This window comes from Marinicella marina (assembly GCF_030065545.1).
Taxonomy (GTDB): Bacteria; Pseudomonadota; Gammaproteobacteria; order Xanthomonadales; family Marinicellaceae; genus Marinicella; species Marinicella marina.
Genome location: NZ_JASJNC010000004.1, coordinates 195,069 through 216,909, shown reverse-complemented (window position 1 = coordinate 216,909; position 21,841 = coordinate 195,069). Strand labels below are relative to the sequence as shown.

Here is a 21,841-nt window from a genome sequence, read left to right as displayed (position 1 = left end):
TCATGAAAAATCAAACACATAAAGTACAGTTGTTGATATTGGCAGTGATCTTTTTATTGGTTTCTGTGATCATCAATCAAAGCGGCATATTCTCTAAACTCAGGGTTGATTTAACTGAAAATGATTTGTTCACTCTGAATGAGGGAAGCATTAACATCCTACAAAACATTGATGAGAAAATTCATTTGCGATTGTTTTACTCTGACCAGGCGACAGAAAATATTCCTTTGCTGCGGACATACCACCGTCGTGTGGTAGATTTTTTACAAGAGTTGGCACGATATGGGTCTGGCAAATTGAAAATTACCATGGTAGATCCTGTGAGCTTCTCGGAAGAGGAAGACCAAGCTTCACAATATGGTTTGCAACCCTTGCCTGTGGGTGAGGGGGGGGAAAATGTTTTCTTTGGCATCGCAGCGACCAACGCTTTGGATGACGTTGAAATCATTCCTTTTTTACAACCCGACCGTGAAGCCTTCTTGGAATATGATGTGGCTCAGTTGATTTACAATTTGAATAACCCAGCGAAACGCAAAGTTGGTGTCATGAGTGATTTACCTTTGTTGGGCTCTTTTGATCCTCAAGCAGGCCAAATACCCGGACAGATCATATTTGAACAGCTCAGGGAGATGTATGAAATTGTGCCAATAGAAACCACTGCAACCACATTTGATGACGTGGATTTACTGTTGGTGGTTCATCCGAAAAACTTAACCGAAGGCACGCTGTTTGCCATTGATCAGTTCGTTATGAATGGCGGTCGTTTGCTGGCGTTTGTTGATCCCATGGCACAGGCTGAAGAAATACCGGCTGACCCGCAGAATCCAATGGCGCAAATTCAAGCAGACCGATCATCAGATTTAGCAGTTTTGTTTGCTGCTTGGGGGATTGGCTTTGATAAAAACCAAGTGATTTTAGACAATCAACAAGCAGTGTCTATTCAATCGGGTCAAGGCCAAACCATCAGGCATTTGGGGATCAATTCATGGAATCAAAGTAGCTTTAATCAATCTGACATAGTGACTTCTGATTTGACTTCTTTGAATACCGCTTTGGCTGGTGCGCTGACTGCTGAAGGTGATAAATTATTACCTATTTTGACCAGCTCAACCCAGTCGATGTTGACAGCCAATGATGCCATGTCTTTGTTGTTTAACCCTAATGCCTTGTTTCAGAACTTCAATCCAGATGATCAATCCCATGTCATTGCTGCACGCGTGAATGGTGGCTTGGATACGGCATTTCCATCTGGCATTGAGGGTGAAACTGAATTGATAACCAGAGTCGATCAGGCCAACGTGGTCATTTTCGCCGATGTTGATGTGTTATTTGACCGCATGTGGGTCCGTGCTCAAAACTTTTTTGGTCGCCAAATATATTCAAATTTCGCAGATAACGGTACTTTAATCAATAACTTAATTGATAACATGACAGGCAGTGCCGATTTGATTCAAGTTCGTGCCAGAGGGACTTCTAATCGACCTTTTGATAAGGTTCTAGAAATTCAACGCCGCAGTGAACAAAAGTACCGTGAGACTGAAAACCAGTTGATGCAACAACTGCGTGAAACTGAATCCAAGCTCAATGAGCTACAAAGCATCAAAGGGCAAGAAAATCAGTTAATAATCAGTCAAGAACAGCAGCAAGAAATAGCTAAGTTCAAACAACGTAAGTTGGAAGTGCGCAAATCACTGCGTGAAGTGAAACGAAATTTAAATAAAGACATAGAGGAACTGGGTACTGAGTTGAAATTCATCAATATTGCCCTAGTGCCTATGCTATTGACATTGGTCATTGTGTTTTTGTCCTGGAGAAAATCAAAGCGGAAGGAGCGAGCCTATGTTTAATCACATGAAAGGTCTATTAGGGTTGTTGATTGTTTTGACTGGTTTGGCTTATTGGCTCAGTCAAAAAGACCCCTCTGGCGGACAAGTTGAACAACCGTTGGTGCCTGATTGGCAAGCTGATTTGAGTCAGCTCAGTGTGGTTGATCAAGTGTCGTTGAGCAAAGCTGGAGAAACAATTAATTTAGCTAAAGGTGCTGATGGATGGGTTCTCAATGATGGTTTTTACGCCACTGTGGAGCCCTTGTATGAATTATTACAAGGCATCAGTCGAGCGGTCATTGTGGAAGCGAAAACTGCCAATCCAGAGAACCATGAATTGTTAGAATTATCAGCCCAAGATTTGGTGGTAAAAATATCTGCCGGAGATGAACAGATTTTGGCTTTAAATATTGGCAAAACAACTGCTGCCGGCCATGTCTTTGTCAGGCGAGTTGATGAAGATCAAACTTACACTGTCAGTGGCCTCAAGCCAGTGAGGTTTAATACAGATTCATGGCAATTGAAAACCGTTCTTGATGTCGATGCCAGTGATATACAAGCAGTTAAACTGACACCACACACTGAAGATTCAATATCTGTGCTTCGAGAAGCAGCAACTGGTGAATGGCAAATAGAAAATATGCCTGAAGGGTACCAGCTCAAAGCCAATGCCTACTTGGAGCAATTGAGTGCTTCACTCAGTCGATTCATCGTGGATGATGCTCTGGTCAAAGATACCGATGAATTGAATGAAATGATGTCGGCGGAATATGTCCTGAGTAATGGTGATATTATTAAGTTGCAAGTTTACCAAGGTGATGAAGAATATTTTGTTACCATACATTCAGATGCTTACCCACAATATCAGAATTGGATGATGAAAATTGCCGAATATAAATTCACTTCTTTGAATCGCAGTTTGACAGAATTCATCGAACCTTCACCATCAGTGGGGGCTACTGGTGTCAGCCAGTCTCCAGAATCAAGCGGGTTACCGCTTGAATAGGTCTGCATTATTTATGGTTGTGGCAGCAGTCTATGGTTTGACTGCTGTCATTTTAGGTGCTTTGGGCACCCATGCATTTGGTTTGGTTCTTGGAAGCCGGGAAGCGGCTTTGTTTCAACATGCTTTTATTTATCAACTGGTGCATGCTTTGTTGTTGTTTGGGGTTGGCACTCAGTTGCATCACGGTCCCTGGGTTAGGTATGCTGCTTGGTCATTGACTTTAGGTGTTCTGGGCTTTTGTGGCGGCCTGTATCTGTTGGTTTTCGTCGGCAAAACCAACTTTTCGTGGATTACACCTGTGGGCGGCAGCCTGATTATTCTGGCATGGCTGAATTTAGTGATTCATGGAATTTTGAAGTTTAAAAGCAGTGGCAATGAATACAAACCCTAGAGCTTGATTGAATTACTTTGTAAAAGTCACACTTATTGATGAGGTCTCATGTGGCGCATTGATTTTCATTAAATTTTCGTTAAAAAATGGCAGTTCAAAGGCTTTATAGCTGTTGATTTGCGAACATTGTCACAATTAACCAGCTGATTGATCTTAAAATGTTATCCATAATCATAAAAGTTGGGTTCTAATGAAAATCAAAAAAATACACAGAAGGCAGTTAGTCGCTGGTGGTGCAGCTTCTGCATTATTAGCCGCTTTGCCATTGACCGGTACAAGCGCAAAAACAAACACATTCAATGCTACAAAGTTCAAATATAAAAACAAGTTAACTGCTGCCATTAAAGCAGCCAATCTGCCAAATCAATACTTTTCTCACGTGGTATATTCTAGGCTGGGATATGGTATTACTCCTGGTATATTTGATCAGGTCAGATGGGCGGCATTAGGTAGCTCTGATTCAGAGCGACTGGCCAACTTTGTTGACCAACAGTTGGCAGGTGGTAATGATACCAATCTTGACAACAGAATCAATCAAGCTGGTAATTACGTGACATTGAATAAAGGTCTCGGTCAGATGTGGCAAGATCACCACGTCAATTCAGGTTCAGGTTTAAGAAGTTCATCCCGGCCTATATATGAAATGGAACGCCTTAAATTTTTACGCGCCACCTATACCTTATTTCCTTTACAAGAACGAATTGCTGATTTCTGGCATGATCATTTCAGTCTGAATGGCAGAAGCTTCTATGCTCGGTCAACCATGACCAGCTGGGACAGGGACGTAATCAGAACACACATGCTGGGTAATTTCCAATCGTTCCTTACAGCTACGGCTCGACATCCAGCCATGCTATATTACTTAGATAATTACAACAATTCAGTATCTGAACCCAATGAGAATTACGCCAGAGAGTTGATTGAGTTACACACTTTAGGTGTGGAGAATTATTTCGGTCTGGCTGAACAAGATGAAGTGCCTATGATTTCAGTGCCAGAGAGGGGAGGTCCGTGGCCCAGTGATGGCATGATTCAAGAATATTATGTCGATAATGATGTCTACGAGGCAACCCGTTGTTTAACTGGCTGGCGTGTCAATGATTCCAGCAGCAACGGTGACACTGGCTTTTTCATGTACGATGATGAGCGCCATGACAGGTTTCAAAAATCTGTTTTGACCGGCGGCCAAATCAATATTCCTGCCAACCAAGGGCAGACAGATGGTGACAATGTTTTGGCATTGCTTGCCAGACACCCAGGCACCGCGAAGCATATTGCAGGCAAATTAGCCAGATTCTTTATTTCAGATAATCCACCACAATCACTGATAGATGATGTGGCTGATGTTTTCTATGAGAACCGCAATGCTGCAGATCAGCTTAAACAGGTGTTTGTAGCATTGTTTAATCACCCTGAATTCAGCAACCCTGCTAATTGGCAAGCCAAGTTGAAACGACCATTTGATACTGTAGTCTCTGCGATGCGCGCCTTGAGAACCAACTTCACTGTCAAGCCAGATGATGATAACAGCAATAATTTGGAGTATCGCATGGATGATACGGGGCATTATCCGTTCGAATGGCAAGCGCCTGATGGTTATCCCACTAAATCCAGCTATTGGATGAGTTCAACGGCTTTGATACAAACTTGGAAAACGGTTGATTGGCTGATTGATAGAAGTAACTCAGGTACTTACATCACACCTGTACGGGTCACTACGTTAAATAATTTTACTGCTAACCCTGAAGATATGTCACCTGAAAATGTGGTTGCTTGGTGGATGCAAAGAATCCTTAACACCACACCAGTTCAAGGCTGGAGCGGTGATCCGGTATTCGAATCAGCAGTTAACTTTTTGAGACAAAGACCCTCTGATGAGTCATACCCTAGCTGGCCCAGAGACAAAGCCATTCCCAGAGAGGATTTGGAAGAAAATTCATGGCCTTATCGCTGGCACGAAAGGCTTCGAGGCACTTTGAGCCTGCTGCTCGCTTCACCTTACTTTATGCAACGATAACTGGAGAAGAATAATGAAAAAAATGAATAGAAGAGCCTTCTTACAGTCAAGTGCTGCGGTAGGTGCTTTATCAGGAATAAAAGTAGCTCGTGCCGGTGGCTCATCACCAAGCAATCAACCCATCATCATAGATTTATTTATGCGTGGAGGGATGGATGGTTTGAATGTGGTGCCACCCTTTTCAGGTCCAAACAGAAATTTTTATGAACAACTCAGGCCAGATATTCAAGTGCCATTAACTGGTACCAATAGGGTTTTAGATATTGGAGAGGCGATGGGCTTTCACCCTGCAGCCAGTGGCTTAAGAGACATGTATTTGGGCGGTGACTTAGCCATCATACATGGTACTGGTTTACCACAAGAAAATACAAGTCGAAGTCACTTCGATGCGATGAAATTACGTGAGTTGGGAACCCCAAGTAATATTTCAACCTCTGACGGCTGGCTGACCAGGCATTTGAACTCAACCCCACATATTACCGGTTCTGAAATCATCCCTGTATTGGTGTCGAACGGCTCAAATCCCATCAGTCTTCAGGCTTACTATAATGCCTTAACAGTTGATCAAGTGGGCGGCTACAACCCGAATTCTGGGGATTTTGCTGAAAGTCATGCCAGCGCCATTGGAGAAATGTACCAGGGCAACAGTGCACTGGATCAGTCAGTGGGCAGTGCCATGGATACCTTGGGCATCATTTCAGCCTTAGACTTAGATAATTACACCCCAGCAGGCGGTGCCAACTATCCAGACAGCACTTTTGGTCGACAATTGTCGTTGATTGCGCAGCTAGTCAAAGAAGATTTAGACATCAATGTTGCAACTGCTGATTTGGGAGGATGGGATACCCACAACGGCCAAGGTGATGGCGGTGGTGGTAGTTTCTATGGCAAAGTTGATAACATGTCTGAATCAGTCAGGGCTTTGTGGCAGGACTTAAAGGCTTCTGGTCTAGGCGATCAAGTAACAATTGTGGTTCACAGTGAATTTGGTAGACGTGCACGACAAAATGGTCAAGGTAACAGTGGTACTGATCATGGTTCTGGAAATGTTATGTTTTTGATTGGTGGAAAAATTAACGGTGGCTATTCATACGGTCAATTCATTGGTTTAGCTAACGATGAATTGTTTGGAGGTGAAGACATTGCTCCTGTGGTTGATTTCAGACGTGTGTTTTCAACCATCTTACAAGAGATTATGGGTAACTCTAACATCAGTTATGTATTTCCTGGATACGAAAACCATGTCAGTATGAATTTTACCGCTCAGGAAGTGATCTTTAAGTCAGGTTTTGAGTAACACTTTATATTTGGATTGAATCAGGCGGTGATTGAGTTGAATCACCGCCTTTTTTTTAGGATAAAAATTCTTTGTGTACTTGAGCAAAAGCTTTAAGGGCATCATCCAAATCTTGTCGCGAATGTGCCGCAGATATTTGTAGTCTGATCCTGGCTTTGCCTTTGGGCACCACCGGGAAACTGAAACCAATACAATAGATGCCCAGCTCCAATAATCTGTCTGCCATGTCTTTGGCCAGATTGGCATCACCCAACATAATGGGCGTTATGGGATGAGTTTCTCCAGAAACTTCAAACCCTAATTGAACAATTTTCTCACGGAAATACTGGGTATTTTCTGCCAATTTGTCACGCAAGTCTGTGGCATTAAAAATCATATCAAATACCTTGTTACTGGCTGCAACCAAAGGCGGAGGTAAAGTATTCGAGAATAGATAAGGGCGTGAGCGCTGCCTAAGTAAATCAATGATTTCTTGCTTGCCAGTAGTGAAGCCACCTGAACCGCCGCCCAATGCTTTACCAAGAGTGGAAGTGAACAAATCTACTTTGTCTTGAACTCCTGCCAATTCTGCTGAACCGCGGCCGGTTTTTCCAATAAAGCCCGTTGCATGTGAATCATCAACTACTAGCATGGCATCATATTTATCTGCTAAGTCCGTGATTGATTTCAAATCAGCAATGGTGCCATCCATACTGAATACGCCATCAGTAACAATCAATCGTTGCTTACAGTCTTGAGTGGCTTGCAGTGCTTGCTCAAGTTCTTGCATGTTGTTATTTTTATAGCGATGTCTCTGGGCCTTGCACAAGCGCACGCCATCAATGATTGAGGCATGATTCAATTCATCACTGATCACTGCATCTTCTTGATCTAAAATGGTTTCAAACAATCCGCCATTGGCATCAAAGCAAGAGGTGTATAGGATGGTGTCATCGGTGCCGAAATAGTCACTGATTTTCTGCTCTAATTGTTTGTGTAAATCTTGGGTGCCACAAATAAAACGCACTGAAGCCATGCCAAATCCATGGGAATCTAATGCATCTTTTGCGGCTTTGATGATTTCTGGGTGATCGGCTAGACCGAGGTAGTTATTGGCACAGAAATTGATGACTTTTTTGCCACCAGGTAGTTTAATGTGTGCTGCTTGTGGACTGGTAATGACACGTTCATTTTTGTAAAGCCCGTCGGCTTTGATTTCGTCCAGAATATTTTTATAATTTTTCATGCTAATCTCAATTCCACGAACAGACCACTTTGCCACATTGGCCAGATGCCATTAAGTCAAATCCTGTTTGGAAGTCGTCTATGTGGATTTCATGTGTCAATGCGATATCCAAAGGGAAGCCAGTCAATAACATTTGAGTCATTTTGTACCATGTCTCATACATTTTTCTGCCAGTTACACCTTTGACTGATAGTCCTTTGAATATGATGTTGTCCCAGTTGATTTGTGTGCTGTCAGGTAACATACCAAGCAGCGTGACTTTACCACCGTTGTACATGTTTTCAAGCATGTCGTTAAATGCCGTTGGGTTGCCTGACATTTCCATGCCCAAATCAAACCCTGTGATGTTCATCTCTGACATCACATCATCTAATTTTTCATTCATCACATTGACACAACGGGTGGCTCCCATTTGCTTCGCCAATTGCAACCGGTAATCATTGACGTCAGTAATAACAACATTTCTGGCGCCAACGTGCTTGCAGATGCCAGTGGCGATGATGCCAATGGGGCCTGCGCCTGTGATCAGTACGTCTTCGCCTACCATATCGTATTCAAGGGCACAGTGTGCTGCATTGCCAAAGGGATCGAAAAATGCCGCCAAGTTGGAAGGGATTTTATCAGGTACTGGCCATAAATTTTGCACTGGCATGGTAATGTATTCGGCGAATGCTCCATTGCGATTAACGCCTATGCCTTGGGTATTAGGACATAGGTGCGGTGTTCCGGCACGACAGTTTCTGCAAACGCCACAAACAATGTGACCTTCTGCACTGACCCTTTGACCTATTTCATAACCTTTGACTTCGGTGCCTTTATCAACGATTTCACCAACAAATTCGTGTCCAATAACCAAGGGAGGCTTGATGGTTTTTTGTGACCATTCATCCCATTTGTAGATGTGCAGATCAGTGCCGCAAATGGCAGTTTTTTCCACTTTGATTAAAACGTCATTGTGACCCATATCAGGTGAGTTGACATCTTCCATCCATATGCCTTCTTCCGGCTTTGCTTTTACCAATGCTTTCATAATTTTTTAGGTGTTCAGGATCTGACTTTAAAACAGGGCTGTATTATAAGGATTTAAAGTGATAGGTGTGCACTTTGTGGTTAAGTGCACACCAGAAATTCACGACTCTCTGAGGTCTTTATGAAGAATTTTGCCGACATTTGATTTAGGCAATTCGTCACGGAACTCAATCAGCTTAGGTACTTTGTAGCCAGTTAAGTTTTCTCGACAGTGTGCAATCACATCTTTTTCGTTCAGTGAATCGTTGCTTTTAACCACGAACAATTTAACAATTTCGCCAGATTTTTCATCTGGAATGCCAATGGCTGCACATTCAACAATGTCATCATGTAAGCAGGCCGCATCTTCAATTTCGTTCGGGAATACGTTAAAACCAGAAACCAAAATCATGTTTTTCTTGCGATCAACAATTTTAAAGTAGCCTTTCTCGTCCATAACTGCAACATCACCTGTTTTCAACCAGCCATCTACGATGGTTTTGGCGGTTTCTTCAGGGCGCTTTAAGTATCCCAACATGACTTGCGGCCCTCGGATGCAAAGCTCACCTGGTTCGCCAACTGGTAAAGGATTGCCATCGTCATCTTGAATTTGACAATCTGTGCCTGGGATGGGTAATCCAATGGTGCCATTATAGGCTTCCATAGGTACCACATTCATACAGGCAGCTGGTGAAGTCTCGGTTAAGCCATATGCCTCCGCCAAGGTCACACCTGTAACTTCTTTCCATTGAGTTGCTGTGCTTTTCTGCACGGCCATACCACCACCTAATGCAAATTTAAAGCTTGAAAAATCGATGTCCGCAAACCCTGGCGTGTTCAACAAGCCGTTGAAAAGTGTGTTCACACCTGTCAGAACTGTGAACTTTTGGCTGGCCAGTTCTTTAACAAAGCCGGGCATGTCTCTTGGATTGGTGATTAAAATGTTCTTGGCACCATATAAACAGAATGTCAGGCAGTTAGCCGTCAATGCGAATATGTGGTAAAGGGGCAACGCAGTGATGATTATTTCTTGGCCTTGATCAATTTCACTGGAAATCCAATGTCTGGTTTGGGTCACGTTTGAGACCATGTTTTTATTGGTCAACATAGCACCTTTAGATACGCCAGTTGTGCCTCCGGTATATTGCAAAAAGGCGATGTCTTCTAATTCCCTTTTGACATCTTTGTATGGCAGTGATTGACCCGCTTTAAGTACTGATTTGAAAGTAACTGATCCAGGTAAATCGAAAGGTGGTACCATTTTTTTGACTCGTTTAATCATGAAGTCCATGATGGTGCCTTTCAGTCCACCAATCATTTCGCCAATGGTGGCTGTGATGACTTGTTCAACCCCCGTTTCTTTAACGACTTCAGCCAATGTGCAAGCCGTGTTTTCGATCACAATGATGGCTTTGGCTTCGGCATCATTCAATTGGTGTTTGAGTTCTCTGGGTGTATACAGTGGATTGACATTTGTAACGACCATGCCTGCTCTTAAAATACCCATCACCGCAATCGGATACTGTAAAACATTGGGCATCATGATGGCAATTGAGTCACCGGTGTTGAATTTAGATTGTAAATAAGCTGCTAAATGCTTACTGTGTTGATCCAATTCGCGGTAGGTCATTGCCTTGCCAAAGTTCACAAAGGCATCATTATCAGCAAATTTCTTACATGAATCCATTAACATCTCAGCCACAGAATCGTAAGGTAATGGTCCCACTTCGGCCGGAACACCGGGTTTGTATTGGTCTAGCCAAGGTCTTGCAATTGTCATAGCACTCCTAATGGTTAATTTAATTGTCAGGAGACATGACAGAACAACACCTATTCATTTGGCTGTGTTATTCCTAATCCCCACTAAAAATCTGCGTTCTTTTTTCTCGATTTACAGACGATTTCGTCGCAATGATCTGACTTATGGTGTTTGCTAAAATCGTGAAATCATCAAATTTATAACAAAATACCTCAAGAGTTGTGTAAACCAAGTGAATTCCAATTCATGATAAATGTTTTTCAGTTTTTTTTCTACCAATTTGATAGACTATAAATTCCTATTTATATGAAGTGTATATGGAATCTGAACTTTTGGCTAACTCATTGCAGCCACATGCCTTGGCAGTCTTATTATTGACCTTGTTGGCACTGATATTGTTCGCTAACGACAGGATACCGCTGCAAACATCCAGTTTGTTTGTTATTTGTGCCTTGGTGTTGGGGTTTCATATATTCCCTTACCAACAAACAGATGGCAGTGTATTCCCAATTAAAACATTTTTTCTGGGTTTTGGGAATGAGGCATTGATTGCTGTGTGCGCGCTGATGGTGGCTGGTCAAGCTTTGGTCAGAACCGGCGCGATGGAGCCCATCGGTCGGTATTTAGCAAAAATTTGGAAGGTGAGCCCATCCTTGTCCTTGCTGTTGACCTTGATTACCGGCGCAATATTAAGCGCGTTTGTGAACAACACGCCGATAGTGGTTTTATTACTGCCAGTTTTAATCAGTGTTTCACTGCGAACCGGACAATCAACTGCCGGCACATTGATGCCTATGGGATTGGCAACGTTGTTGGGTGGCATGGCAACCACCATAGGCACATCAACCAATCTATTGGTGGTTAAGGTGGCTGAAGGATTAGGTGTGCCTGAATTTGGTATGTTTGATTTTGTTTTTCCAGTTTCTATTGCGGCGGTGGTAGCCATTTTGTATTTGTGGTTAATCGCACCATTGATATTACCCGATCGTACACCACCTTTGAAAGACACTTCTCCTAGGGTGTTCTCTGCTGAAATTAAAGTCGATGAAGGCGCTTTTGCCGACGGCAAAACATTGGCTGAAATTCGCAATAAAGTCGATGGAAAAATTAATATACAAAGGATTGTCAGAGGTGACTCTTTATCTATTGCCACGTTACCTGATGTAATCATCAAAGCCAATGATCGCCTGATCGTTTCAGACACGGCTGATAATCTGCGTGAGTATGAAATTGAGTTGGGTGGCTCACTGTTCACTGGTGATCATCAAGTGGATGAATCTCACCCATTGTCAGCCGGTGACCAATCTATTGCAGAGCTGGTCATCACTTCAGGTTCGTTGTTGGATCGAGTGCGGGTTGGTGATTCTAGATTGACCAGTAAATACGGATTGACCCTATTGGCAGTTCATTCTCAAGGTAAGGAGACAGCCGCAACTGCCAAGGGCATGGATGATGTGATTTTCAGACCGGGTGATGTGTTGTTGGTGCAAGGTACCCATGAAGCCATTCAAGAAGTGAAACGCGCGGGTTCATTGTTGGTATTGGATGGTGGTGAGGAATTGCCACACACCAAAAAAGCACCATTGGCTTTGGCTGTAATGGCTGGAGTGGTTGGCTTGGCGGCTTTTAATGTGATGCCGATATCAATCAGTGCCATCATTGGTTGTTTTGTCTTGATTGCTACCGGCTGTTTGCGCTGGCGTGATGCGACTCATGCTTTGAGTGCCCAAGTGATATTTATTATCGTGGCCTCACTGGCTTTGGGGGCCGCATTGATGGCCACTGGTGGTGCCGATTATTTGGCCAATTTATTCGTGGCCAGTACCGATGGTTTTGCACCTGGGGTGGTGTTAGGCATATTGATGTTCTCGATGGCCATAATGACCAATGTGATATCAAATAATGCAGCGGCTGTGATTGGCACACCAATTTCAGTCAGTATAGCCCAAAGTTTGGGCATGCCAGTTGAACCATTTGTGTTGGCGGTGTTGTTTGGTGCCAACCTCAGTTATGCCACGCCTATGGCTTATCAGACCAATTTATTGGTGATGAACGCCGGTGGTTATAAATTTGCTGACTTTGTTAAAGTAGGTGTGCCGTTAACAATAATTGTTTGGGCCATGTTGACAGGTATGTTGACTTGGATATATAAGTTGTATTGATGAGTGATAAAGGAGCGCGATAAATGGGTGAACAAAATATTTCAAGAGGTGGTGATAACGAGACCAAGCGACTCTTTACGCGTGCCGTCTTAAATGACTTGAAAGCACTTGAACTGATGATTGAAAAAGGCTTGATAGAGTCAGGTGCCAGGCGCATAGGTGCAGAACAAGAAATGTTTATCACCGACAATGATTACAGTCCCAATTTAACCGCGTTAGATTTACTTAACGACATTGGTGATGAACGCTTCACCAATGAAATTGCTTTGTTTAACATCGAAGCCAACCTGACGCCAAGAAGGTTCAAAGGCAAATGTTTACATGAAATGGAAGAGGAAATCAAAGAAGTCCTGTCTATTGCGCACAAACATGCCAATCATCACGATTCAAAAATCATTTTGGCTGGTATATTACCCACGCTCAGACAAATGCATTTGACCATGGACAGCATCACCCCAGTAGACCGTTACTACGAACTGAATGACCGATTGAAAGAAATTCGTGGTTCTGATTTCAGGTTAGATATTCGAGGTGTGGATGAATTATCTGTAACCCATGATAATTTTTTATTGGAAGCCATGAACACCAGTTTTCAAGTTCATTTTCAGGTCAGTGGAAATGAGTTTGTCAATATGTACAACATGTCTCAAGCAGTCACAGCGCCGCTGATGGCGGTGGCTGTTAATTCAGGCTTGATTCACCATTTAAGGTTATGGCATGAGTCTCGAATTGCGGTGTTTCAAAACTCAATCGATACACGCTCAACCGCCCATCAAAATCGAGGCACCCAACCCAGGGTTCATTTTGGTAATGAGTGGATAGAGAGTATTGTCGATGTATTCAGAGATGATATTTCAAGGTTCTCAGTGGTCTTGACCTCCGATTTTGAAGAAGACCCAGTGGGCATGGTCAATGCTGGCCTGATGCCGAAATTGAAAGCTTTGATGTTACATAATGGCACGGTCTATCGATGGAACCGTCCATGTTATGGTGTCAAAGATAACATCCCTCATTTGCGTATTGAGAATAGGGTATTGCCCTCCGGACCTTCAGTGATTGATGAAGTGGCCAACTCAGCGTTTTATTTTGGTTTGATGTCTGGCATGGGAGACAAAGTCAAAGACATCACTGAGGTGTTGCGTTTTTCGCATGCCAGAAATAATTTTTTACAAGCCTGTCGAACTGGTCTGGAATGTCATTTTACCTGGATCAATGGCGAGAGTATTTCAGCGACTGATCTAATTAAAAATGAGTTATTGCCAATTGCTGAAGCTGGATTGAAGTCATCAGGCATTGATAAAGATGACATAGAACATTATCTAACTACCATTGAGCAACGGGTAGACAGCAAACAAACTGGTGCAAAATGGGCCATTAAATCCATCACTGAAATGAACAAAGACTTGCACCCTGATGAGAAAGTCAGAGCCATTGTGGCTGAAATGCATGATCAGCAAGCGATAGATACACCCATACATGAGTGGCCATTGGCTCAAGCTGAACACCGCACAGATTGGCGTGCCGGGTATTTATTGGTGGGTCAGTTTATGGTCACCAAACTGTTGACGGTGAGACCCGATGATTCAATGGATTTGGCGGCCAGCATCATGGACTGGAAAAGGGTTAGGCATGTCCCGGTAGAGAACGATGAAGGTGAACTTGTGGGCTTGGTGTCTAATCGTTCAATAATCAAGAAAATTGTTGATGGCGATGATTACAAACACGGCACAGCAATCAGAGAGATCATGAATGACAATCCCATCTTTGCTGAGCCCAAAACAACCACCGTTGAAGCCATACAGATCATGCGTGAAAAACGCATCAGTTGTTTACCAGTTGTTGAAAATGGCAAGTTAGTTGGAGTAATTACTGAATATGACTTGATTAAAATAGCCAGTCATGTTCTTGAGGCTGATTTAAAAGCTTATAAAAAGAAACAAATAGATTGATGTAAGTTTCATTTTATATATTCCATGTAAAAATCACTTCTTTGGTAGTCAGATTCAAAGGGTGTCGGCATGGCCACAAATCCAAACCTTTGGTACAGTTTTATGGCTGGCTTCAGCGACGAATGTGACTCTAAATAGAGTTTTTTACCATTTATGGTTTGATAGTAATCAATACATGATTGCATCAGTTGCGTGCCAATGCCATGGGCTTGGTGGGATTGTGTCACCGCCATCTTAGTCAATTCAAATGTGCCTTGGCCATGGTGTTTTAATGCGACGCAACCAACCACCATTCCGTCAATGCTGGCATAAAGAATCTGTCCTCCTTCGTTGATTAGTTTTGTTGGTTGGGACAGCACCTTTTGATCAATGGGTTCAATCACAAAAAAACGTTTTAACCACTCTTCGTTAAGGCTTTTAAAGTAGGGGGCAAGGTGTTCCTTATGAGTTTCTATGGTTACTTTTTTCACAATGAATCTGAAATTAAATAAGCTATAATAATTGTTTTTATTCAACAGGACAAAGTGAATGAGCATTTGGGATAAAATTTTTGGCGAATTGGTTGATGTCATTGAATGGACAGATCATACGCAACATACCATGGTGTACCGTTTTCCTCGCTATGGCAACGAAATAAAGAATGGTGCAATGTTGACCGTTCGAGAAGGACAAACTGCTGTGTTGGTCAATGAAGGCGAAGTGGCAGATGTATTTGAACCTGGTTTGTATGAGCTGAGCACCGCCAACGTACCCATTTTGTCCTCACTGCAAGGTTGGAAACATGGGTTTGAAAGCCCTTTCAAGGCTGAAGTATATTTTTTCAACACCAAAGTGTTTACTGACATGAAATGGGGTTTGCGTAATCCATTGATTTTGCGTGACCGTGAATTCGGTGTTATCCGGGTGCGGGCCTTCGGTAGTTATGCATTCAGAATCAATGACCCACATAAAATGATCAGTGAAATAGTTGGTACTGATGGGCATTTTGTGCTGGAGGAAATTGTCGGCCAGTTGAAAAACTTGGTGGTCACAGGATTTGCCAAAGTAATCAGCGAATCAGGAATCCCAATTCTTGATATCGCAGCCAACTATGATGATTTGGGCCAATTCTTGACAGCGCAGATTCAACCGATGTTTGCTGCTTATGGTTTGTCTCTTGAAACCATGCTGGTTGAGAACGTTTCGGTACCTGAGTCAGTTGAAAAAGCTTTGGATGAACGAGCCAGTTCAATTGCTGTGGGTGACTTGAATCGATTTACCCGTTACCAACAAGCACAATCAATGCGCGATGCAGCCAATAACGAAAGTGGAGCTGCCGGTGGTGGTATGGCTATGGGTATGGGTTTTGGTATGGCGCAGTCATTTGGACAAGCTCTGGCCAAAGGTGATGATACCGACCCACTCAAACCGCCACCGATGCCCGAATCAGTCAAAGAGGTGAAGCAATATTTTGCTGTGCTTGATGGCAAACGAGTCGGTCCGATGACTTTGCCAGAAGTGGCATCACGCATATTGAACGCTGAAATCAACGGAGAAACCTTGATGTGGACAGCTGGTTTAGATGATTGGGTCGATGCCACTGCTTTGATTGAGGTACAGCGTCACCTGGATAGCATGCCACCGGATTTACCTGAGTAAAGCTGATAAAATTCAATGATTTCCTACACACACTTCAAGTGTAACCAGTGTGGTTCAGACTTGGATTATGCCATTGGCTTGCACTCACTGAGGTGCGTAAGCTGTGGTGAAGTTGATCCGATTGAGGCTTCACCGCTGGACATGTATTTGGCCCATGATTATAAGTCGGCAATCAGTCAAATTGATTACTTTGACCCACAAAACGTCAATCATGAACTGAAGTGTGAGAATTGTGGTGCACAATTCATGTTGCCAACCAATGTGCATGCGGAAGAATGTCCTTATTGTGACCTGAATGTGGTGGTGCCTGTTGCTTTATCGAGGAAGTTGGAACCGGATGGCGTAATACCTTTCGAAATTCATCAGCACCAAGCTGAAACAGCTTTCAGTCAATGGTTGGGCGGCTTGTGGTTTGCACCTTCGTCATTGAAAAGAAAAGCCATCCAAGCCCAATCCATCCTAGGTTCCTACATGCCGATGTGGGCATTTGATGCACAAGTTTACAGCACTTATTCCGGACAACGTGGCGATAATTACACCACCACCATCCGCGTGCCAACCAAGGTCAACGGCAGAACTGTCATGAAAAGACAAACAGTGGTAAAAATCAGGTGGCGAAACAGGTCGGGTAAAGTACATAATAGTTTTGATGATGTCATGACCATGGGCACACAATCATTGCCGGTCAAGTTTCAAAATTTCTTATCAGAATGGGATTTGTATAAAACCCAAGAATACAACAACAAATACCTCAGTGGGTTCCGATCTGAACTCTATCAAATAGGCTTGCCAGAGGCCTTTAATATGGCCAAGGAGGTCATGCACAGGACCATCAGAACAACAGTGCGGCGTGACATTGGCGGTGATCACCAGCGGATCCACCACATAGATTCTATCTACCAACAAGTGGGCTTTAAACTTTTGTTGGCTCCCATGTGGATTTCAGCATTCAGCTACAAAGGGAAAACCTATAGGTATGTCATCAATGGACAAAACGGCAAAGCACATGGTGAACGGCCTTATAGCATGTTTAAAATCATAGGTGCTGTTTTGGCTGTGGCTTTGGCGGCAGGTTTGATTTATTTGTTATCCAATCAGTGAATATAAATCAATCCTTTTATATTGGACAAGTTCAACGGCAGGCATTAAACTTAGCTCATGTTAAACAATTCAAGGTGTATTAAAAAACCTTAATGACAGAAGACCAGAGTAGGAAAGATTCTGATGCGGATAATCAGAAGTCTTGGCTCAGCAAATTAGCCAACATATTTACGGATGAACCACAAAATCGCGACGATCTGTTGCACATCCTGCAAGAAGCATACAACAACCATTTACTTGATGCCGATGCCTTGAACATGATGAAAGGTGCACTGAAAGTATCTGAATTACAAGTCCGTCAAGTGATGGTGCCTCGGGCACAAATGGTAGTGATTCCTCTGACATCCAGCATTGAAGATGTTTTACCCATCATCGTTGAATCGGGCCACTCGCGTTTTCCAGTGGTTGGTGAGGATAAAGATGAATTGGAAGGTATCTTATTGGCCAAAGATGTTTTGAAGTCATTTGTGAAAACTGAGAAAGACTTTAACTTAAGAGATTTTATCAGGCCTGCGGTGGTGATTCCCGAGTCAAAACAGGTCAATATCTTATTGAATGAATTCAGAACTTCACGCAACCACATGGCCATCATCATTGATGAATACGGCGGTGTTGCTGGCCTGGTTACCATTGAAGATATTTTGGAAGAGATAGTTGGTGAAATTGATGATGAGTACGATGATCGTGAAGACCCTTACATCATGCATGTCAGTGAGCAGCTTTATCGCATCAATGCATTGACCACCATCACAGAGTTCAATGAACGATTTAATTTTGGTTTTGATGATGCTGAGTTTGATACCATCGGTGGTTTGGTTGCCAGTGAAGCCGGCCGCTTACCTGAAACCGGAGAGCTGATCGAAGTCGCTGATTTGAATTTCAAGGTTATCAAAGCTGATAAGCGAAGAATAGAGTTTGTTGAAGTGGATTTGAGCTGATCAATTGAAAACTGATTGGCGCATACTTCTTTGTTTGATTTTGTTGGCTGCTGGTCAAATGGCTCATGCAAAATCAGTCAAGTTAATCACTATCGGTCCTGGAGCAGCTTATTGGTCGGCATTTGGTCACACGGCCATTGCTGTTGGTGATGATGTTTATGGTTTTGGGTACTTCAGCTTTGATGATGACATTTTCACTGAGTTTATCTCCAATCAAATGCAGTATGAGGTGGGATTAAGTGACATCAACACGGAATTTCGTTTAGCCCAAAGACAACAACGGGACTTCAGCATCATTGATTTGATCATGACTGAAGCTGAAGTAGAACAGCTAGAGAGTTATTTAAAGTGGCACAACTTACCTGAGAACAGGTCCTATCAGTATGATTATTTTTTAAATAATTGTGCCACCAAAATTCGCGACATCCTTGATCAAGTCTGGCAAGGCCAGCTGGCTGCTGAAGCCGCATCTGATGCACAAAGTAACTATTATAAACAGTCGTTTCCAGCCAAAAAGCAAGGTTGGATGAATTTTGGTTTGGCTGTAGGCTATGGTTGGATGGCTTACGATGACAGAACTGATTGGGAGTTGATGGCTTTTCCAGTTTTTCTCGAGAAAAGTATTTTGGAATTGATGCCTGATAAAGTACGTGCCAATCAGTCAATAACTGCCACGAAGGCTGAAAATACTGTTTATTTGCTGTTCAGAAGTCATTGGTTAATGATTGCCTATGTGATATTTTGGACTGTGCTGCTGTTTTTGCCACAGACCAAGCGGATGTTTGCCAATGCTTGGTTTAAATGGCACGCCCTGATAGGTTTGGTTATGTTGTTGTTGTGGTTTTTGACCCCACATGCTGCTTTGGCTTGGAATTTTAATGTGCTGCTATTTTCACCGCTGGGATTTTTTGTTAAAGCAAGTCAAACCATGGTTAAAGTTATATTTTTGAGCATTTTACTGTGGCTGGTAATGGTCTGCTTTGCCCATGCTTGGTATTTATTGCCTTTGTTGTTGCCAGCTTTGATGGCCTTGAAATCAGTGCTTAATTCACTCAACTCCAATAAAACGCGCCTGTCCTTTGCTGGCATCAGTGAGTGTTACTCGAAATTTATTTAATTCAATGACGGCCAATTCAATCACAGCTACCAGACCTGATTCATTGAATTTTTGCGTGCTGACCTTGGCGTTAAATTCCGCCACGTATTTAAATAACAACTGACTGGATTCAAAAGGCACTTCAACCTGTAATGAAGTGGTTGGAACAAAAGTCTTGTGTGCAGCGTTTTGCAAGTTTTTCGCGATGGTGCCGCCATAGGCTCTGGCCAGCCCACCGGTACCGAGTTTGATGCCGCCATAATGGCGAATGACCAGTGCCGCCGTGTAATCGAATCCAGCGCCCTCAATGGCAGCCAAAATGGGCTTGCCTGCAGTACCTGAAGGTTCTCCATCATCATTGAAGCGGTATTCATCACCCACACGATAAGCCCAGCAATTATGCGTGGCATTAAGGTCTTGGTGTTGTTCTAGGAAAGATTGGAAGTCTTGCGGACATTCAATGTGGGCACAAACACCAATGAATAAGCTTTTCTTGATGACTTCTTCATTGGTGTTGGTTTGGGTGATGACTTTTTTAGTCAATTAAATCAGCTGGGATGGATTCGTTGGGAAATTGAGTGTTGATATAAACAATTAATTTTTCTGCCACATCATCATTGCCATTTTCGCGCAAAACTTTCAAGCCCTCTATGGCTCTCTCTACCGTTGGGAATCTCATGCCGAAACCCATGTTGGCACTGGTTTGTTCTCTGATGGCTTGCTGCTCTTCTTCAGTTAGGGTAACCGGTTCAATCAGCGGCGCTGGTTCATCATAATCAACAACTTCAATAACTGGTTGCGGGTTGTTGTTAGTTGTCGCTTTCACCGCAGGTTTGGCTTCAGTTACTGCCACCTCAGTTGTGCTGGTTACTGGTTCATCAGAACCAACCATTTTCCACACCAGAGCCGCCACAAAAATGATGGCTGCAACGACTAAAAATGGTAATAATACTGATTTTGATTGTGTTGTCATAGGTAAAATATCCTCGTTAATTGGTAATTTGAGCGATTAGAGTATTCATTTTTCTAAACGTTCAAAAATTTTGGCGCTTATTCTACCAGATTTTAACTGAGTTACTACCTCATCCCCATCTTTCACTTGAGATATGTCGGTTATGACTTTGTTATCTTGTTTGCGTGAGGTGATGCTGAACCCTCTGGCCAGCACATTCAATGGGTTTTGATGATTCAAATCGTTGATCGACAGTTGCAATGCTTGGTGGCTGTCACTGAGCTGTGATTTGATGTTGTTAGAGAGCTGTTGTCGAAATTGCTTCAGGCGTTGATGTTGGATAATTAAATCAGGTTCATTATTAATCAGGGCAGTATGCAGATGTTGGTAATTGTTTTTCAAAGCCAGCCACTTGCTACTGAAACTGTTATTGAGTTTTTGTTCGGCCGTGCCTAATGCTGCTTCTTGTTGTTTCAATAGATTGCTTGGATGACGTTTTTCAATGGCATGGCCCCTGCTGTCCACTTGTTGTTGAAACAGGCGCAATTTATCCTGAACGAGTAGGGAAAGCAGTTGTTTTTGTTGTGTCAGAAGGTGTTTAGACTGTCTGAAATCACCGCTGATGAGTTGCGCTGCCGCACTGGGTGTGATGCAAGTGACATCCGCCACCAAGTCGCTGATGGATTCATCTGTTTCATGCCCCACGGCACTGATTACCGGTGTTTCAAGTTGTGCGATTTGGTGGGCTAAGAATTCATCGTTAAAAGTCCACAAGTCTTCTTTTGAACCACCACCTCTGGTCAATAATATGGCATCGTGGTTTGCCTCATCTGCGACCCTCAGCGCATGGTTGATTTTTGGGGCGGCATCCTCGCCCTGAACTGGGGTGGGATAAAGTGTAATTTCAATCAAAGGGTTTTGTGATTTGATTATATTAAGGATGTCTTGTAGTGCAGCACCTTTAGGTGAGGTGACGATAGCCAATGAGCCAATCATTGATGGTAGTTGTTGTTTGTTTTTTTGTTCAAACAAACCGGCTTGTTGCAGTTTTTGTTTCAGCAACATAAATTGTTGTGCTAAATCGCCTTTGCCGGCATCCATGATGCGCAAAACATTGACTTGTAAATCGCCCTTAGGTGTATATAAAGATAAATTTCCCAAGATGATTACTTGCGAGCCCTTGGCCAGAGGTGTGTTTTGTTTTTGTTTGAACATCACACATTTGATGCCAGATTGGCTGTCTTTTAAGGTGAAATATTTGTGGCCAGCGGGAGATTGGTAGAGTTCAAAAATCTCACCAGTGAGCCAAAAGCTACCAAACTGTTCATTCAAGTGCTTTTTCAATATTTGATTAAGGGCTGAGGGTGAGAAAGCATTTTGTGTTGTTTGTCCTGGTTGTGTGTTCATGGGTTCAAAGTTATAGTTTGGTAGCGGGTGTTGTTTGCAGTTAGATGTAAATTTTAGATCAGCTTATAA

General features: G+C 42.9%; 18 protein-coding genes. 11 read left to right on the top strand and 7 right to left on the bottom strand.

Annotated elements, in window-relative coordinates; genetic code table 11:
• The first annotated feature begins 2 nt into the window (after positions 1-2).
• The 5 genes from QNI24_RS08005 to QNI24_RS07985 all read left to right on the top strand — a co-directional run bounded on the left by QNI24_RS08005 (position 3) and on the right by QNI24_RS07985 (position 6,537).
• Positions 3-1,847, top strand: coding sequence for a GldG family protein (locus QNI24_RS08005; RefSeq protein ID WP_267176040.1), 1,845 nt, complete (start codon positions 3-5; stop codon positions 1,845-1,847).
• On the top strand, positions 1,840-2,832 hold the full coding sequence (locus QNI24_RS08000; RefSeq protein WP_267176039.1) for a DUF4340 domain-containing protein: 993 nt from the start codon (positions 1,840-1,842) through the stop codon (positions 2,830-2,832). The genes QNI24_RS08005 and QNI24_RS08000 overlap by 8 nt, the downstream gene beginning before the upstream one ends.
• Positions 2,825-3,223 (top strand): DUF423 domain-containing protein, encoded by a 399-nt coding sequence (locus QNI24_RS07995; protein WP_283708606.1) that lies wholly within the window; start codon positions 2,825-2,827, stop codon positions 3,221-3,223. Before QNI24_RS08000 ends, QNI24_RS07995 begins: the two co-directional genes overlap by 8 nt.
• A 190-nt stretch (positions 3,224-3,413) precedes the next feature.
• Positions 3,414-5,240 (top strand): DUF1800 domain-containing protein, encoded by a 1,827-nt coding sequence (locus QNI24_RS07990; protein ID WP_267176037.1) that lies wholly within the window; start codon positions 3,414-3,416, stop codon positions 5,238-5,240.
• A 13-nt stretch (positions 5,241-5,253) separates the two neighbouring features.
• Positions 5,254-6,537, top strand: coding sequence for a DUF1501 domain-containing protein (locus QNI24_RS07985; RefSeq protein WP_267176036.1), 1,284 nt, complete (start codon positions 5,254-5,256; stop codon positions 6,535-6,537).
• A 55-nt stretch (positions 6,538-6,592) separates the two neighbouring features.
• Here the strand turns inward: QNI24_RS07985 and kbl are convergent, their stop codons facing one another.
• The 3 genes from kbl to QNI24_RS07970 all read right to left on the bottom strand — a co-directional run bounded on the left by kbl (position 6,593) and on the right by QNI24_RS07970 (position 10,550).
• Positions 6,593-7,762, bottom strand: coding sequence for a glycine C-acetyltransferase (kbl, locus tag QNI24_RS07980; RefSeq protein WP_267176035.1), 1,170 nt, complete (start codon positions 7,760-7,762; stop codon positions 6,593-6,595).
• A gap of 7 nt (positions 7,763-7,769) precedes the next feature.
• Positions 7,770-8,792, bottom strand: a complete 1,023-nt coding sequence (gene tdh, locus QNI24_RS07975; RefSeq protein WP_267176034.1) for an L-threonine 3-dehydrogenase — start codon at positions 8,790-8,792, stop codon at positions 7,770-7,772.
• A gap of 99 nt (positions 8,793-8,891) precedes the next feature.
• Positions 8,892-10,550 carry an AMP-binding protein gene (locus QNI24_RS07970; protein WP_267176033.1) on the bottom strand — a complete coding sequence of 553 codons (1,659 nt, stop codon included), beginning with the start codon at positions 10,548-10,550 and terminating at the stop codon, positions 8,892-8,894.
• 296 nt (positions 10,551-10,846) lie between these two features.
• On the opposite strand from QNI24_RS07970, the gene QNI24_RS07965 reads away from it, so the two are divergent.
• Positions 10,847-12,691: an SLC13 family permease gene (locus QNI24_RS07965; RefSeq protein WP_267176032.1), complete on the top strand. Its 1,845-nt coding sequence runs from the start codon at positions 10,847-10,849 to the stop codon at positions 12,689-12,691.
• Positions 12,692-12,714: 23 nt separating this feature from the next.
• Positions 12,715-14,640, top strand: coding sequence for a CBS domain-containing protein (locus QNI24_RS07960; RefSeq protein ID WP_267176031.1), 1,926 nt, complete (start codon positions 12,715-12,717; stop codon positions 14,638-14,640).
• Between the two features lie 8 nt (positions 14,641-14,648).
• Here the strand turns inward: QNI24_RS07960 and QNI24_RS07955 are convergent, their stop codons facing one another.
• Entirely contained in the window at positions 14,649-15,110 is a 462-nt protein-coding gene (locus QNI24_RS07955) for a GNAT family N-acetyltransferase (protein ID WP_267176030.1), read from the bottom strand.
• A 58-nt stretch (positions 15,111-15,168) separates the two neighbouring features.
• Here QNI24_RS07955 and QNI24_RS07950 point away from each other — a divergent pair, with 58 nt between their 5' ends.
• The 4 genes from QNI24_RS07950 (at position 15,169) to QNI24_RS07935 (ending at position 19,434) form a co-directional block, all read left to right on the top strand.
• The gene (locus QNI24_RS07950) at positions 15,169-16,278 is read left to right on the top strand and encodes an SPFH domain-containing protein (protein ID WP_267176029.1); all 1,110 of its coding nucleotides are present in this window, start codon (positions 15,169-15,171) and stop codon (positions 16,276-16,278) included.
• 15 nt (positions 16,279-16,293) lie between these two features.
• Positions 16,294-17,379 (top strand): TFIIB-type zinc ribbon-containing protein, encoded by a 1,086-nt coding sequence (locus tag QNI24_RS07945; protein WP_267176028.1) that lies wholly within the window; start codon positions 16,294-16,296, stop codon positions 17,377-17,379.
• 92 nt (positions 17,380-17,471) lie between these two features.
• The gene (locus QNI24_RS07940; RefSeq protein WP_267176027.1) at positions 17,472-18,317 is read left to right on the top strand and encodes a CorC family transporter; all 846 of its coding nucleotides are present in this window, start codon (positions 17,472-17,474) and stop codon (positions 18,315-18,317) included.
• A gap of 4 nt (positions 18,318-18,321) precedes the next feature.
• Positions 18,322-19,434 (top strand): lipoprotein N-acyltransferase Lnb domain-containing protein, encoded by a 1,113-nt coding sequence (locus QNI24_RS07935; protein WP_267176026.1) that lies wholly within the window; start codon positions 18,322-18,324, stop codon positions 19,432-19,434.
• Here the strand turns inward: QNI24_RS07935 and QNI24_RS07930 are convergent.
• The 3 genes from QNI24_RS07930 to xseA are packed head-to-tail and all read right to left on the bottom strand — an operon-like array spanning position 19,366 to position 21,772.
• A complete protein-coding gene (locus QNI24_RS07930) occupies positions 19,366-19,956 on the bottom strand; it encodes an IMPACT family protein (RefSeq protein ID WP_267176025.1) in 591 nt (196 codons plus the stop codon). The genes QNI24_RS07935 and QNI24_RS07930 overlap by 69 nt on opposite strands.
• Positions 19,949-20,386 carry a hypothetical protein gene (locus tag QNI24_RS07925; protein ID WP_267176024.1) on the bottom strand — a complete coding sequence of 146 codons (438 nt, stop codon included), beginning with the start codon at positions 20,384-20,386 and terminating at the stop codon, positions 19,949-19,951. The genes QNI24_RS07930 and QNI24_RS07925 overlap by 8 nt, the downstream gene beginning before the upstream one ends.
• A 45-nt stretch (positions 20,387-20,431) precedes the next feature.
• Entirely contained in the window at positions 20,432-21,772 is a 1,341-nt protein-coding gene (gene xseA / locus QNI24_RS07920) for an exodeoxyribonuclease VII large subunit (RefSeq protein WP_267176023.1), read from the bottom strand.
• Between the last annotated feature and the right edge of the window lie 69 nt (positions 21,773-21,841).